17 protein-coding genes are annotated in these 15,354 nt (G+C 56.2%); 9 read left to right on the forward strand and 8 right to left on the reverse strand.

From position 1 onward, the window contains the following. Positions 1–289, forward strand: a 289-nt coding sequence (locus AC222A_RS12605; RefSeq protein ID WP_486775063.1) for a hypothetical protein, incomplete at its 5' end; no start/stop codon positions are given. A gap of 60 nt (positions 290–349) precedes the next feature. On the opposite strand, the gene AC222A_RS12610 is transcribed toward AC222A_RS12605, so the two are convergent. Both AC222A_RS12610 and AC222A_RS12615 read right to left on the reverse strand, forming a co-directional pair. After that, positions 350–1,066, reverse strand: coding sequence for a DUF481 domain-containing protein (locus AC222A_RS12610; RefSeq protein ID WP_372748228.1), 717 nt, complete (start codon positions 1,064–1,066; stop codon positions 350–352). A 109-nt stretch (positions 1,067–1,175) separates the two neighbouring features. Beyond that, positions 1,176–1,994 carry a mechanosensitive ion channel family protein gene (locus tag AC222A_RS12615; RefSeq protein ID WP_372758827.1) on the reverse strand — a complete coding sequence of 273 codons (819 nt, stop codon included), beginning with the start codon at positions 1,992–1,994 and terminating at the stop codon, positions 1,176–1,178. Positions 1,995–2,245: 251 nt separating this feature from the next. Here AC222A_RS12615 and AC222A_RS12620 point away from each other — a divergent pair, with 251 nt between their 5' ends. From AC222A_RS12620 to AC222A_RS12635, 4 genes are all read left to right on the forward strand, one after another. Then, a complete protein-coding gene (locus tag AC222A_RS12620) occupies positions 2,246–4,033 on the forward strand; it encodes an outer membrane protein assembly factor BamB family protein (RefSeq protein WP_372758826.1) in 1,788 nt (595 codons plus the stop codon). 40 nt (positions 4,034–4,073) lie between these two features. After that, complete coding sequence (locus AC222A_RS12625) at positions 4,074–5,144, forward strand: AraC family transcriptional regulator (protein ID WP_372750567.1); 1,071 nt, start codon at positions 4,074–4,076, stop codon at positions 5,142–5,144. A 76-nt stretch (positions 5,145–5,220) separates the two neighbouring features. After that, positions 5,221–5,487, forward strand: coding sequence for a DUF4404 family protein (locus AC222A_RS12630; protein ID WP_372750568.1), 267 nt, complete (start codon positions 5,221–5,223; stop codon positions 5,485–5,487). 2 nt (positions 5,488–5,489) lie between these two features. After that, positions 5,490–5,978, forward strand: a complete 489-nt coding sequence (locus AC222A_RS12635; protein ID WP_372764293.1) for an O-acetyl-ADP-ribose deacetylase — start codon at positions 5,490–5,492, stop codon at positions 5,976–5,978. Here the strand turns inward: AC222A_RS12635 and AC222A_RS12640 are convergent. The 3 genes from AC222A_RS12640 to AC222A_RS12650 form a co-directional block, all read right to left on the reverse strand. Next, positions 5,970–7,103, reverse strand: a complete 1,134-nt coding sequence (locus AC222A_RS12640) for a TonB family protein (RefSeq protein ID WP_372750679.1) — start codon at positions 7,101–7,103, stop codon at positions 5,970–5,972. The genes AC222A_RS12635 and AC222A_RS12640 overlap by 9 nt on opposite strands. Before the next feature lie 272 nt (positions 7,104–7,375). Next, a complete protein-coding gene (locus tag AC222A_RS12645) occupies positions 7,376–7,645 on the reverse strand; it encodes an acylphosphatase (RefSeq protein WP_372759478.1) in 270 nt (89 codons plus the stop codon). Next, entirely contained in the window at positions 7,645–8,100 is a 456-nt protein-coding gene (locus AC222A_RS12650; protein WP_372750338.1) for a TlpA disulfide reductase family protein, read from the reverse strand. The genes AC222A_RS12645 and AC222A_RS12650 overlap by 1 nt, the downstream gene beginning before the upstream one ends. Positions 8,101–8,206: 106 nt before the next feature. Between AC222A_RS12650 and arsC the strand changes: the two genes are divergently transcribed. From arsC to sppA, 4 genes are read left to right on the forward strand one after another with little or no spacing between them, the layout of a single operon-like run. After that, positions 8,207–8,554, forward strand: coding sequence for an arsenate reductase (glutaredoxin) (gene arsC / locus AC222A_RS12655; protein WP_372750339.1), 348 nt, complete (start codon positions 8,207–8,209; stop codon positions 8,552–8,554). Continuing rightward, positions 8,551–9,141 (forward strand): NAD(P)H:quinone oxidoreductase, encoded by a 591-nt coding sequence (gene wrbA / locus AC222A_RS12660; RefSeq protein ID WP_372750340.1) that lies wholly within the window; start codon positions 8,551–8,553, stop codon positions 9,139–9,141. The genes arsC and wrbA overlap by 4 nt, the downstream gene beginning before the upstream one ends. Next, entirely contained in the window at positions 9,138–9,515 is a 378-nt protein-coding gene (locus AC222A_RS12665) for a DUF2069 domain-containing protein (protein ID WP_486775064.1), read from the forward strand. Before wrbA ends, AC222A_RS12665 begins: the two co-directional genes overlap by 4 nt. A gap of 6 nt (positions 9,516–9,521) precedes the next feature. Next, complete coding sequence (gene sppA, locus AC222A_RS12670; RefSeq protein WP_372781832.1) at positions 9,522–11,318, forward strand: signal peptide peptidase SppA; 1,797 nt, start codon at positions 9,522–9,524, stop codon at positions 11,316–11,318. A gap of 3 nt (positions 11,319–11,321) precedes the next feature. Here sppA and AC222A_RS12675 read toward each other — a convergent pair whose 3' ends face one another. From AC222A_RS12675 to AC222A_RS12685, 3 genes are read right to left on the reverse strand one after another with little or no spacing between them, the layout of a single operon-like run. Next, positions 11,322–12,713, reverse strand: coding sequence for an amidohydrolase family protein (locus AC222A_RS12675; RefSeq protein WP_486775065.1), 1,392 nt, complete (start codon positions 12,711–12,713; stop codon positions 11,322–11,324). Further along, the gene (locus AC222A_RS12680) at positions 12,707–14,101 is read right to left on the reverse strand and encodes a CoA transferase (RefSeq protein WP_486775066.1); all 1,395 of its coding nucleotides are present in this window, start codon (positions 14,099–14,101) and stop codon (positions 12,707–12,709) included. The genes AC222A_RS12675 and AC222A_RS12680 overlap by 7 nt, the downstream gene beginning before the upstream one ends. Before the next feature lie 12 nt (positions 14,102–14,113). After that, positions 14,114–15,346, reverse strand: coding sequence for an alpha/beta hydrolase fold domain-containing protein (locus AC222A_RS12685; RefSeq protein ID WP_372748815.1), 1,233 nt, complete (start codon positions 15,344–15,346; stop codon positions 14,114–14,116). Positions 15,347–15,354: the final 8 nt, after the last annotated feature.

The following is a 15,354-nucleotide window of genomic DNA, read 5'->3' on the forward strand; positions in this document are numbered from 1 at the left end:
GAGCAACGCCGCACTGAAGTTGCTCGTGGTGTTCGTTGTTCTGATTGCGCTGCTCGGTGTTGCGGCCTTTCTGGCGTGGCCACTGGCGGCAGAGTTTGCCGCAACCCAATTGACGCCAGGGCTTGGCATGCGCGATGCGGCCGTGCTTTCCTTCTTTCTCACAGTGGTGGTGATGGTGGTGTTTGCCTTCGCTGCCGGAGATGGTTTGATAGGCGAGCTGCAGTTTATGCTTGCGGGCTTTTTTTCATTCTTCCTAGTGATGTGGTTGTTAATTGCGTGGGTTTTTTGAGTGGGCGGAGCGCTCGTCAGGCGAGCGCTCTTACTTTTAGCTCTTAGCTGAACTCCCGTCTTAGAAGCTGTAGACCATTGTTACGGTGGTCTGTTTGTCTGCGTGAACCTTGTCTTGTGGAACATTGTCCGTGTAATGCACCATGTAGGACACTTTAAGGGCAACGCCGCCTTTGACAGTGGTTTTGATCGATGTGGTGGATTTGGACACCGTGTTTTCCGCACCGTGATCTACCGACAGTTTCTGTTCGAAAGTGGCCGTTGGCGAAATTTTCCAGCGGAAGTTAGAGGCCGCGCGCAAGATGCCATCTTCTTCAGTGGCACCTCCGGTTTCGCTTAGCTCCTCAGCTTTACGATAACCGGGACCGATTTCAGCGTCCCACAGCATATCTGGTTGTTCAATAATTCGCCGTCCATAACCGAAAGCGATGGTCGCGCGGTATTTGTAGCCGCTGAATCGGTCATCTTCCCAGGCAATATAATTGAACAGATAGTTGTGCGGGCTAAAGGTGTAAGCCAGTCGATTGGACACAAAGTAGCGTTCTGCTGATCGTACGCCCTCACTTTCCGTATTGAGCGTCTGCATCTGGGAATCATTTTTCCAGTTGCCTTCTTCCCAGATCAATGAGCCGTTGGCGGTGATGCTCTTGGCGTCGGTATTGCCTTCACTGGCCACAAAACCGAGCTCGGCATCGCCGCTCCAGGGGGAATCGCCTTCCTGGGCTACAGCGGATGTGCAAAGTGCCATTAGCAAGGCAAAGTGAATCAAACGGGGCATGTTTTCTCCATTCGTGAATCGTATTGTAAGGGGTAACCTTCACAGGCGCGCGAAGGCTACCAGATTTTGCAAAAGAGTGCCGTGCAGATTTTAACTCTCAGGGTGAGCGTTAAGCCTGATCCTGATGGAAATGCACATCCATCTGTGGGAACGGTACGCTCATGTCGGCTTCGTCCAGCGCAATTTTTATCTTCTCTAGCAGGGTGTCGTGGGTGCCCCAATAGTCTGATGCGTTCACCCAAGGGCGAACCACAAGGTTTACTGAAGAATCCGCCAGCTGGCGAACGGCAATCAGTGGCGCAGGCTCAGGCAGGATGCGGTCTTCCTGTGACAAAACCTCTTGGATCAATGCCTTGGCTCTGGCGATGTCTGCGCTATAAGGAATACCGATCACCAGATCTACGCGCCGTGTTGGCTTGGCGTTGTAGTTGGTGATCGGGTTGGACATGACTTTTGAGTTAGGAATCATGATGCGCTTGTTGTCAGGTGTCATCAGCATGGTAGAAAACAGGCTGATGGATTCTACCGTACCAGCTGAGCCACCCGCCTCCACGTAGTCACCCACGCGGCAAGGGCGGAAGGCTATAAGCAGCACGCCAGCGGCAAAGTTGGACAGTGAACCCTGCAGGGCCAGGCCGACGGCCAAGCCGGCGGCACCAAGGGCGGCCAGGATGGAGGTGGTCTGAATGCCAGCATGACCCAGTGCGGGGATCAAAGTTACGGCGATAATGGTGCCAAACAGGAGTTTGCCCACAAACGTACTGACGGTGGGATCTATACTTCGCGCATTGAGCGTACGCACCAAAAGTCCGCTGACAATCTTGGCCACCCAGTAGCCAACAATAAGAATACCGATCGCGGTAAGCAGGCGTGGGCCGTAATCCATTGTAAATGCAGTGACTTGCTCTAGCAGTGCGTTGGTATCCATGCAGTCCCCTCAAAAATCGAATATGCTTGGTGGTGTGTATGCAACGTGTAATCAGGCCGTTCAGAAAGCGCGCTTATGTTGGCGCGTACGAGGTCGGCGTGGTTCGCGTTCAGTTAAAAGTGGCAGCAACCTCGGTAAGCTTGACCGGTTTATCCGGTCTTCTCAAGCGTTGTGCGGTTGTTGCACGATAAGCGCTTTCTACGGAGCAAGTCTCTTTTTCGATGATAATCGTTTCTTATAAGGACAAAATCATGCGTTGGCGCGTGGTACTGGGTATTTGTTTGCTTTCTGTTCATGCGTCTTCGATTGCTGCGGATGTGTTCTCGTCGCGCAGTGCGCCGGGCTATGCGCAAACCACCTGGGCCTCTCTGCACGGCGATTCTCGCAATTCTGATTACGTGCCTTTGGCGGTGAGCACCAAGCTGCAGCCGCAGTGGCTGGCGCTGAAGAATGCGGTGTCTTGGGCGGCGCCAAGTATTGCTGCCGACGGTACGCTGTATGTAACTACCGGTCGGGGTAAGGGCTACTCGCACCTGCATGCGCTGTCACGTAGCGGGGAGTTGCTGTGGGCCTCGCCACCGCAGATGTCGCCAGATGATCTGGACGCCAAGGCGCTGTTCAGTGCGCCGGTACTGGATGATGGTGGCAATGTCTATGTGTCAGACAGCAACCAGCTATGGTCGTTTACGGGCGGCGGAGCTGTGCGCTGGACGGCCGATCTCGCTGCGCATGACATCAGAGAGCCATTTCTAACGGCCATTATTGTTGGGGAATATGTCGGCGGTGTTTCTGCCGATGGTCGGGTAGCTCTGTTTGATCGCGATACCGGCGCTCTGGCCATGCCGGTGTTGGTTTTGCCTGGCAAACCGGGACCAAAGGGCGGCGATATCCCCGATGCATTGTGGGGGGGCGGTTTGATGGACGCTCGGTTGCGGCAGCAGAGTTGGGATCTGCTGCGCGGCTATCGCCATGTGGTCACTAATACGCCGGCGGTTCACCCCCAGTCTGGACGGATATATATCACCGCAACCGGTGAGCGTGGTGGCGAAGGTCGTCTCTACGGCATTGATACCGAGGGTGAGCTGCGTATCGCCTTTGCGACGTCAGTGCCCCCCAAAAGTGGCACGAGCCCGGCATTGTCGCCAGACGGTCGTCTGGTGTACGCCGTTGGCGGTGGTGGAATTCTTTACGCTTTGAATAGTGATACCGGCGAAAAACTCTGGCAGCGTGCGTTGGGTGGCCAGGATGCCTCTCCCTCGGTAGGGCCGGATAATGTTGTATATGTTCATGGCGGCGATCAGCTGATTGCCGTCGACGGCATGACTGGCGAAACCTTGTGGCGCAACAATTACCGGGAGTGGGCGCGGGCGCAACATAAAAAAATCTGGCCACGCTTGGGGTTGGTAGGCAGTCGCGGGCGCCCTGACGCCTATGTAGACGGTATTGTCACCGTAAGCAACGGCCTGTTATGGACCACTTTACTCGTAGGTTATGAAATCAACCTGCTGGCGCGTGATTTTATACATCCGGTGCAAACCTATCTGGTGGCGCTTGATCCTTCCGACGGCACCGTGCTGGAGAAATGGCGGTTGCCAGATTCCAGTGAGGGTGTGGTTAGTATCAGCCCAACCGGTGATCTCTATGTGAATCTATTATCGGCTCAGAGCAGTGTTGCGCATTATGGGGGCTATCAGTGGTTGCTGCCTAAAAGTGTGCGTCAGTCGCGCCCGCGCGGCGGCATCTATGCGCTCTCGCCGGTTAGCATCAGTGCGCAATTAACCGTGGCCCTGCAGTGGCTTGATACCCTCGCGGCCAATCGCAATACCCTCTTTTTAGATGGTATCCAGAGTCAATTGTGGTCTGCCCGCCGGATACTGGCGCTGGCAATTGAGCGCAAGGAGTTGGAGCCGGCCGTCGGTCGACACGTGGGCAATCTGCTGCAGGAGGCTGAAGCGGGTCTGCGCCAGTGCCGGAGCGACCTGAATCGCTGTGAGTCGTTGTTTGACAGCTTACGTGCGACTGCCGAGGCTCTGTTGTGAAGACGGTGAAGGGGTATCTGATGCTGCGACCTCAAGCCTTATGACTGCCGGGCAACCGCCGCTTGAAGGTGTGGCAGGCAACGCTGAAGCTCTCGAACGTGTGCCGGTCGCATTTGTAAAAGCTGTGCTGGTGCAGGCCAAGACGCTTGGCCGCGACGTGCAGGCTTTGTTGGACGCTGCTGGTTTGCGCAGTAATCCGCTGATCGACGATGTCACCGAGCCGGTTAGTGTTGAGCAGTACAGTCGGCTGTGTCTTGCGCTGTTTCGTTCGATTGACGATGAGTCAGGGGGATTTCTGCCAGGGGTTAGCACACCTTTGGGTGGAACGCGTCTACTCGCCTACAGCATGATCAACTGCCGAAATCTCGGTCAGGCGCTGCAGCGAGCCATGGATTTCAATGCGACATGCCGGGAGCGGGGCGATCATCGTGTAGTCCATGAGTTGGTGCGCGATTCCGAGCGTAAAACGGCAAGGTTGTGTTACTTGTCAGGCGCTGCCGAAACGCCGGGTCTGCAGGTTAGCGTGCTTTATAGTCTTGCAATCTGGATGCGTTTTTGCTCCTGGTTGATCGACCAGCCAATTGAAATACTACGCGCTGGCTGTGCTGACCAGGAACCAAACCGTCGCGGTGGTGTGGATCATTTTTTCCACTGTCCAGTGGACTTCGGCCAAGATAGCAACTGGGTCGAGTTTTCCGAAGCGGTGCTACAAGCGCCTATTGCGCAGGATGAGTCGAAGCTGGAGCGCTTTTTGAAACTGGCGCCCTACCATGTGGTTATCAAGCCGATGGTGTCAGAGGGAGGGGTTGCTGCGCGGATTCGACGGTTGCTGGGTAACGATTTTCAGCGAGAGCTTCCGACCTTTGAGGAGTTGGCCTATCAACTCAATATGTCGGAGCGTACCCTGCGCCGTCGGCTTGATCGCGAGGGGACCTCTTACCAGCGGATTAAGGATCAGCAGCGTCGGGAGCTGGCGATTAGCCTGCTGGAGAATGCGGAATTGACAGTGAGTGATGTGGCCGAGCTACTGGGATTTTCTGATCCAAGCGCCTTCCATCGTTCGTTCAAACGCTGGACCGGCCGCGCCCCGGGAGACTATCGGCGGTCGTGATTTCGCAGGTTGGAGTTGTTATGCTGGGGGTATTGATGGGGCGGTTTTCCTGACTGTCCCTTTTTGGAGTACCTTGATGGACAAACGCAATATTCACGAGCAACTCGAAGAGCTGCAGCAGCAGATCGATGAGCTGGAAGTGGGGCATAGCCAGAAGGCCAACCTGATGGGCCTGCTGGAAGACATCGAGTTGGAGCTCAGCACCGGGTCGAGTGTTGATGCGGAGCAGGTCGGCCTGATTGGTCGTCTGGAAGATATGGTGTCGCACTTTGAAGCGGAGCACCCGACGATGGCGGGTATTCTGAACGATATTATGGTGAAGCTGGCAAGCATAGGAGTGTAGCTGTGCAGCTTGAGGTGGTTGTGGGCGATATCACCGAAATGCCGGTAGACGCTATCGTCAACGCCGCCAACAACAGCCTGCTGGGCGGCGGCGGTGTCGACGGTGCCATTCATCGGGCTGCGGGTCCGGCCTTGCTGGAAGCCTGCAAAAAACTCGGCGGCTGCGAAACCGGTCAAGCGAAAATTACCCCCGGCTTCCAGCTTCCTTCGCGTTATGTCATTCACACCGTAGGGCCTGTGTGGCAGGGCGGTCAGGTCGGGGAGGCGGATATGCTCGCCAGCTGCTATCGAAATAGCCTCGCCTTGGCCGCCGAACACAATTGCCGCGCCGTGGCATTCCCCGCGATCAGTTGTGGCGTATACGGTTATCCCGTTGAGCTGGCGGTTCCCATTGCCGTCGACACGGTTCGCCGTCACGCTGTGGTGGAGAGTGTGGTGTTTGTCTGTTTTAGTGAATCACTGAGTGAGCACTATAAGGCGGCATTAGCTTGAAATCTGGAACGTGAAGGGCAGCGTGAATTCGATTTGACCGCCAGCTATCCCGTCTGGGATGGCGGGAAACGGCGCAGTTTTCTCAACGGCCGTAACAGCAGCGGCATCCAGTGCACCATAGCCCGAACTCTGAATCACTTTGGACGACACTAGATTGCCATCGCGATCGATAACCACTTCCAGCAATACGGTGCCTTGCTGGTTAAGCTTGAGGGCGCGTTTGGGGTAGCGCACGTGCTGGTAACTGGCGCGAACCATGTTTGAGCTGTATTCGTTAATGAGTTCTTTTGAGCGTGCTGCGGCTTTGGCTTTGGCTTCAGCGGCTGCCAGCGCTTTGGTAATGGCTTCTTTGCGCAAGCGTTCCTGCTCCAGTTTCGCTTGACGCGCCTTTTCGGCTTCGGCCTCCCGGCGTGCTTGCTCAGCTGCCAGCTTCTCTGCTTCGGCTTGTTTTTCCGACACTTGTGGTGCCGGCGCTTCGACTGGTTTGGCTTGACGAGTCGTGCTGACGTCGGCAGCCCAGCTTTTGGTTTCGGCTATGCGGGCTTGGCTGGGTGCGGCGATCTCAAAACTGGCGAGCAAAGCGGTGCCGCTCTCATCTTGTGGCATTTGCAGAATGTCGTTTTTAAACGCAGAGGATGGTGGCCGGGCGCCGATCCAGCATGACAGCAGCAGGTTGAAAAATTCGGGGTCATCAGTTTTCAGTAGCGTGGTGCCATTGAGTTTTATTTCTGTGCCTTGCTCTGGCAGGTAATCGATCGTCAGGTGGTCGCCAGCTTTCAAATCGTCTTTGAGCATTTTGCCAAAAGCGATGATGTTGTCGGACTGGGCTTTCTGAACATCCGGTGAATTGTTGATCAGGATCAGTTGGTTCCACTGCTGGGTAAAACGGCGGTCGCTCCAGGATTCTGCGACTACCCTAAGATCCATGCGTTTTCGGCCCGGCATGTAGAACGCATCATTGGGTTCAACTGCAGGCGAGGGCAGGTATAAACCGGCGATATAGTAATCGGTTCTGAGCTGTTGGTAGACAGCCAGCCCGCGCAAAGTCATTCCATCTAATTGGGTTTGCGCAAGGGATATCTGCGTGACAACAGCAAGCAGCGTAGCAGCAATAAAACGGTTCATAAGCCTCTAAAACATCCGGTGTCTGGCGTCATTATTGGTATTGTTTAATACAACTCTGCTTCGGTGTAACGACGAACTATTAGAGTTTGGTATGTCGCTGCACTGAGTACGCCCTGACACGTAACTTTATTATTCTTTCCACCCGGTTAATGTAAACCAACGGGGAAAAATGTCCAGTTACTCTAGGTTTTTGAAGTGTATCAGTGCCTTGGCGGAAAGTGTAGCGAAATCCCGCGCGTAAAAACGCGCCTGCGTACTGCGCTAATGCAGGGCTAACCGGTTTGGAAATCCAGCGGATCTTCATCGTCATTGGTGTTCAGTTCGACGATCTCGTCGACGCGCGACAAGGGTGGGCCCGCGATAATTAGTGCACGCGTGCGGGCGATGGCGGCGGCGTCGCCTGTCAGTAGAATTTCTACGCTGCCGTCCGGGCAATTTATCGCCCAGCCGCACAAGCCTTCGGCGAGCGCCAGACGCTGGCAGTGGGCCCGAAAGCCAACGCCCTGAACGCGCCCCTTGACCAGAAACCGGCAGCGTTCCATCAGGGGTTGTCCGCAGTGGTCATGGCCGCCTTTAGACTGGCCTCGGTTTGAGGACCTAGCAGTATGTCGCGAATTGCACCGTCAGGCGAGATGATCAGGGTGCTGGGTAGTGCAGTGGGGCGTTCGATAGCCAGCGCCCGATGCGGATCATCTAGCAAGACTGGAAAGCGGATGTCGAGGGCTTCGATGTCTGCATTCAGTTCTTCCCCCTGCAGGCCGTCGTAATTCACACCAAGAACCCGAACCTGGTCTGCATGTGCTGTTGCAAAGGCATTCAATTCCGGAATTTCGTCGCGACAGGGCGCGCACCATTTCGCCCAGTAATTGATCACTGTCCAGTGCGGGTTGGATTGATTTGGGCTGAAACTGACCGTTGGATCAGTGGTGGGTAAGCTGTTGTTATCACAGGCGGCGAGGGTGAAGCTTGTCAAAAGTGTGAATATCAGCGTGCGCATAGGTTCTGCCGGGGATGACTGCGCTGTGTATAATGCCCGCTTTGCCGGCAGACGCCAAGTCTTGGTAAAAGTCTGAATATACAAAGTATTAGATGAGGTAGCGCAGGTGGTAACCATCTATCACAACCCCCGTTGTTCGAAGTCCCGTCAGACCCTCCAGTTACTGCAGGAGCATGGTGTGGAACCCCAGCAGGTACTGTATCTGGACAGTCCGCCGACGCCAGCAGAGCTGACGGCTGTGCTTAAAAAGCTGGGCATCAGCGCCAGAGAGCTGTTGCGAACGGGTGAGGAAGCATACAAAAGTGAGGGGCTGGCCGATAAAAGCCTGCCCGAAAAAGACCTGATTGCGGCGATGTGTGCCCACCCCAAGCTGATCCAGCGGCCCATTGTGATTAAGGGGGATAAAGCAGTATTGGGGCGTCCTCCGGAGAATGCGCTGGATCTAATTGCATGAGCGATTTTGTGCTGGTGCTCTACTACAGCCGGTACGGCGCGTGTCGCAAGATGGCTACCCACATCGCGCGGGGTGTCGAGCAGGCCGGATTAGCTGCCCGGGTTCGGACGGTGCCACCGGTATCCACGGTATGCGAAGCCACTGAACCAGCTATTCCCGATGACGGTCATCTGTATGCAACGGAAGATGATCTGCGCGATTGCGCTGGTTTGATCCTGGGGAGTCCGACTCGCTTTGGCAATATGGCGGCGCCGCTGAAGTATTTTATCGACAGCACCTCTGCGCTGTGGCTCAGTGGTGCACTGATCGGCAAGCCAGCGGCGGTGTTTACTTCCAGCAATTCGCTTCACGGCGGCCAGGAAAGTACCCTGCTCAGTATGATGATCCCCCTGCTACATCACGGCATGCTGCTGGCGGGCTTGCCCTACAGCCACGCGGAACTGTCGGCGACCACGACCGGCGGTACGCCCTATGGTGCCTCGCATGTCAGTGGTATGAACAATAGAGCGCCGGATGAAACCGAGTTGTCGCTGTGTCGAGCACTTGGTGAGCGTGTGGCGCAAATAGCAGGGAAATTGAACTCATGAGCTTGCAGAAAAAGGCGGATATCGCCTGGTGGGTGCTGGTGATCAGTTTTTGGGCGCAGATTGTCGTGTTGACCCTGACGACCTGGTGGCTGCATCAGGAGGGGCGACAGCCCAGCGTCACCATCTGGTTGATCCGCATTGTGCCTCTGCTGTGTTTTGCCTGGGGTATGCATCGCCGTAATTTGCGGCAGATCGCCTGGTTATGTTTTGTCTGTCTGCTGTACTTTATGATGGCAGTGACCGAAGCGATGTCGCCTCTGCGATTGTGGATTAACGATATTGAAGTGGCGCTGTCTGTCTGCGTTTTTGTGTCTGCGATGCTGACAATTCGCTGGCAGGCGCAGGCCTGGCGACTGGCGACAAACGAACAGTGAGGGAATATGGCTGAACGAAAGGGTTTTTTCAGGCGGATTGGCGCGTTTCTCGAAGGTTTGCGCCGCTTTCTGGTGAATGCAGTATTTTTGCTGTTGTTGGTGTTGCTGCTATTCGCGCTGTTTGCGAGTGGACCGGAGCTGCCTGAACGGTTTGCCCTTGAGTTGGATATCGACGGTCTGGTGGTTGATCAGTTGAGTCCGGTTGATCCACTGTCGGAGTTGGTGCAGGGAGAAACAGTAGCCGAAACCCGCTTGCAGGATTTAATCGACTCGATCGACAGAGCGGTCATGGATAAGCGAGTTGCGCTGCTGGTGTTGTCGCTGGACGATCTTGAACATATCGGCATGAGCAAATCTTCCGAGCTTGCGGTTGCACTGGAGCGATTTAAGGCGACCGGACGCCCGGTCCTGGCCAGAGCTGCAGCGTATGATCAAGATGCTTACCTTTTGGCCAGTAGTGCTGACGAGGTTTTCCTAGATCCAATGGGCGGTGTCGTCATAGAAGGGTTTTCGGTGTATCGCAACTACTACCGCGATGCACTGGAAAAACTGGCCATTGATTTCCATTTGTTCCGGGTTGGTGAGTTCAAGTCAGCTATGGAACCCTTCGTGCGCAACTCCATGTCAGAAGAGGCGCGGGCGGCCAATGAGGAATGGTTAGGTCAGTTGTGGGGAAATTATCGCCAGAACGTGGCCAGTAATCGCAGCCTTGAGCGCGAGCAGCTCGACCATTATGTCAACCGTATTGATGAGGTAATGGCCAGCTACAAGGGAAATCTGGCTCGCGCAGCTCTTGAAGAAAAGCTGGTAGACCGGCTGGTCACTGAAAATCAGTGGGGCGCACTGATGCGCGACAATGTAGGGATTGATGAGGATGGTGACTACTATCGTGTGAGCCACCGCCAATATCTTGCGTTAACGGAAGCGCTAGACGCTGCAAACACCAATGCCGTTGGCGTGCTGGTGGCGCAGGGTGTGATTGCTGATGGCGAGGTTGTGGGCGATGGTATTGGTGGTGACAGTTTTTCCGAGTTGATCCGCAAGGCGCGAAAAAACGATGCCATCAAGGCGGTGGTGTTGCGTATCGATAGTGGCGGTGGTTCGGCGTTTGCTTCGGAACAAATCCGGCAGGAGCTGCGACTATTGAAGCAAAGCGGCAAACCACTAGTGGTTTCCATGGGTAGCTCGGCAGCCTCTGGCGGCTACTGGATAGCCGCAGATGCGGATGAAATCTGGGCAACACCTGCCACCATAACCGGTTCCATCGGTATATTCGGAGCGTTCCCCACGATCAATCGCAGCCTTGCCAAGCTGGGTATTGCCACCGATGGTATAGGTACTACCGAAGTTGCCGGTGGGCTGCGAGTAGATCGGCCGCTGAATCCGGTCGTTAAACGCGCGCTGCAATCGGGTATTGAGCACGGTTACCAACAGTTTCTGTCTGTGGTTGCGGAAGGTCGCGACATGCTGCCAGAACAGGTAGACAAGATCGCACAAGGGCGTGTGTGGACTGGCGAAGATGCCCGTCAACTCGGTTTGGTTGATCAGCTAGGGAGCCTGGAAGATGCGATTCAATCTGCGGCCAATCTTGCCGGTCTAACCCAATATCGACGGCAATGGGTAAGTCCGACACTTCCTCCACTGCAAGCGTTGGTTAATCACTTGTTAGAGCAAACTGGTCTGAGTGCGCGTGTTGCCGTGCCGGGCTGGTGGTCACCGGTGTCGGGCCTGGTTCGGGATTTTTTGCAGATGCGTGATCCTAACGGAATGTATGCCTATTGCACGGAATGCTCAGCTCCCTGAAGCTTAAATCACGCTGTCGTTGTCACTGGTAAAGACACAGTGCCCGTCGATGTAGGTCTGGAATACCTCAGGCAGGGTATCCAGGCCGAATGAGCGCTGGCTCAGTACGACAAAATCTGCAGCCTCGCCCGGTCCCAGTTGGCGCTGACAACGACCGGGATCGCTGGGCTCCCCGAGATACATCTGTAGCGCCATGTCTGGTGTTAACGACTCAGCAGCATTTAACGTGATCCCGCTCGGTGTTTTCCGGTAGGTGGCGGCACGCATGCATTGCCAGGGATTCGCGTTGCCAAACGGTGCGTCACTGCTTGCGGCGAACGGTATGCCGGAGTCTAGAAAACTACGGGCACGATATAACAGCTGTTGGTCGTCGTCGGAAAAACTGGCGCGGTATCGATCGCCGCGTTCGGCGATAAAAATCGGCTGGCTGACAACGCTAATCCCTAGGTCCTTAATGATTGCTAGCGCGTCGTCATCACATAGTGAGGCGTGTTCAATGCGGTCTGTCGGCAATGCGCCAACGTCTGTCAGCGCAGCGAGAGCAAAGTGCAATTCGGCAGCGGTTACGCAATGAAAGGCGACCGCGCGTTGGCGTTGATGTTGCTGGGCGATCAGTGCGCAGAGACCCTCAAGGTATGGCAGCGCGCTTTCCTTCAAGTAGATCTTACAAGGCCCCTGGCGTAAGAAGTCAGTACTGGTAAATTGCAGGTCAGCGCAGCCCATCAGCGTTATTCTCTGCGACAGCCGCCCCTCCTCCTGTAAATCTTGAAATAACGCTGCCGTGCCGTTGTCGTTGTCCGGGCCCGCATCGGTGAGCCCGGTAATGCCGTACGCGGCCAGTTTCTGGCTAGCATGGGCCACATCTGGCAGCGGTTTTGGGAAGTGTTCTCGCAACCAGTCGTCCATGTGAAAGAAACGTCCGGTGAGCTCGCCGCGGTCATCGCGCTCCGCGCTATCAGGGGGGTGCTGTTCGAGTTGCGCTATTGCAGCATCGTTATAAATCCAGAGTCGACCGGTTCGGTGCTGCACCCGGATCGGAATCTCCGCACTGACGCGATTGAGTATATGTCGGTCAAGCAGTGACTCGCTGCCTTCGTGGTAGCCAATGGCGCGAAGGCCACCTGAATGTTTCGGCAAGGCAGCGTGCAGGTGGTCGAGAAGTGCCGCTTGCTGCTCGTGGGCCGCCCCAGCGCAGTCGACAGATGCCAGTGACGCCGCATAGGCGAGAAAGTGGCAGTGGTGGTCGTGCAAACCTGGCAAGGCGAGGCGTCCCGCCGCATCAAACCAGCTTTCGTTTGTTTGTGGCTCAAGCGTGGGTGCGATCGCTTGAATTCTCTGCTCAAAGCGCATGTCAAAACGGGTTCCGTCGAGCGACGAGAGGTTTCTGATCAGCACGATAGGTTAAGTTCCTGATGCAATTGCCGGTTGTCGGCGCCCAGCGCCTTTGCGGCGGTTGTTGGTTTGCGCGCTCGCGGCGCAGCGGCTTCAATCCGGGGGGCGGTAAGTACCCGCTGTCTGGCCTCGGCCCTCTCGGCTGAGGTTGGCTCGGTGGGGTGTTGCCGACAGTGCTGAGTGACCGCACAGAGGCTGATATCCAGCAAACCGCCTTTGCCTTGGAGCCAAAGTGCGTAGGTGGCGACTGCGGCGTGCAGCCCGGTCAGTGGGTCGGCGATCGCGTCACCGCAAAACAGATAGCGGCCTGTGAGCTCAAACAACTCTTTGCTCAGTCCTGCGGCGACACCTGCGTCGTCACCGTAGGCAATGGCCAGCTCCCGGTCACGCCCGTAGCCAGTAATGCTGGTCCAGATCATACCGGGCTTTTGGTGTAGTAGTTGAACGGCGTCGATGCCCATCTGGCGCAGCGCCCGTGGACGAGAACTTTCAATCACAATGTCGGCCTGCTGCAGCAACGCCTGCAATATGCCCGCATCGTTTGGCAGATCGAGCGCCAAGCTGGATTTGCCGCCGTTCAGTAGGTCAAAAAAAGGTTCTGGACCAAGCCGCGCGCCGTCTGGTCGGTTGCGGCTCTCCACTTTGATAACGCGGGCGCCAGTCATGCTGAGCAGGCTGCCGCACAGTGGTCCGGCCCACAGTGCAGACAGATCAACAACAAGGGGAGGTTGACTGGGAGGGCGAGCCACGCTGGGGTGCAGGTGTTTTAGCCAACTGGCTGGCGGCTCGGGGTTTGCTGCGTTGGCCACGGCGATGCCTAACAATTGGCCAAGTTCGAGAAGATCTTCTGTGTTTTGTTGGGCGAGACACTGACCAAGCTGCGCCCAATTGTTTTCCTGAGGCCAATTGGCTGCAGTGCCGCGCGACAGCAGCGCGGGCAATTGTTCCCAGTCTTCCGGTCTGGGAAGGTTCAGGGCAACAACTCCGTTGCGGGTTGACAGTAATTCGCTGCTGTTGCCGCAATTTCTGTTCCCGTTGCGCCGGTAACCGGCAATGGCTGCGCGTTCTCCCAGTAGGCATTCCGGCGAGAATGTGGCGGGAAACGTCTTTTGCAGCAGTGGTGACAGGCTTTGCAGTGCCAGAAGTGCGCCACGCGCCGAACTGGCCAGTGGAGAGAGAATTTCCAGTGGCTGTCGATCTCCGGTAAGCCACATGGCGCCAGAGCGCGCCCAGCAGCCAAGTGTGTCATCACTGGTTTTGGGGGCGCGCACGGCAATACCTAGTTCGTCGAGCAGGCGATAGGCGTGCGAGGTGCCCGGGTCGTTGGGCAGCTGTACGGGGGCGTTGGGAACAGTGGAAAGCATCGCCGCAGTGTATAGCGGCGCCGTCAACCGCACAATCTGCTAGCGCTTTAGGTGTTCTTCGTGCAGCGCCGAGAGGAAGTATTCCAAGGCGCAGATAACCTGTACGCTCCGCCGTGAATACCAGAGTTCGAAAGCATGCTGAGCATAGGGCAGCTCAGCCAGGCCAACCCGTACACCCGGTATCTCCTTCAGTGCTTTGTATAGCACGCGTGACTCGGCGATGGGCGCAAGGGTATCGCCTTCGCCGTGAATTAGCAGCATGGGCGGGGCCTTGTCCGAAACGTGGTAAAGCGGTGATGCCTGGCGCCATAGTTCCGGGTTATCAGAAAGGGAGCACTTCAAGACATGCTTGGTTAACAAGTTTTCCAGTCCGGGGTGCTGGCGTTGTTCCTGACTGTTGGTGAAGTCATATATGCCGTAAAAGGGAACAGCCGCCTGTACCGAGGTATCTTTGTCTTCAAAGCCGGGCTGAAAGTCCGGATTATTTGCGCTCAGTGCCAGTAGAGCCGAGAGGTGACCGCCGGCCGAACCGCCGGTTACGGCGATAAAATTGGGGTCGCCCCCGTAATTGGCGATATTTTCCTTGATCCATACCAGCGCGCGCTTGCAGTCAATAATGTTGTCTGGGAATGTGGCTGCGGGGCTGAGGCGATATTGGAGGGTTACGCAGACCCAGCCTCGGCTGGCCAGTTGTCCCATCAGCGGCAGTGCTTGCTGATCTTTGTTTCCGATAATCCAGGCGCCGCCATGTATCTGCACCAGAACAGGCGCGTTGGGTGGCTGAGTTTCGTGATGAAAGATGTCGAGCTTGAGTTCGGTTTCGTGCTCCCTGAAATAGGCCACATTGCGCACCCGTTTAACGCCGGGCACCTGATAGCCAAAGGGGTGGATAATCTGGCCCGGTGCAGGCCCAGGCGGGATGGTGCGGCGACGCTGCGCAGGGATCTTATCGGCAAAATCGTCACCCAAGGCCTGGCGGGCGGCGTCCAGTACTTCCTCGCGCGCGCCGTCGGCCTGGTTGTGAAACTGGGCCAGCGCAAGCCACGACGCGCCGGCGATAAGTACGGCTGATGCGTCCAGTAAGCCGTGTAGTCCATCGGCGGCTATCAAGCCAATAGTGATGAGAAACTCAACGGCGACAAAGTGGAGTGGCAGCTCGCCGGCTAACAGCCCAAAGGCAAAGCTGATCACGCCAAAGGATTCGGGTTTTCCGTGCCACGGCCGGTACACGTTCCAGGCGATCCAGGCCCAAATAAGCGAGAGAATCAGCATGAGTATTA

This window comes from Litorivivens sp., assembly GCF_057445395.1.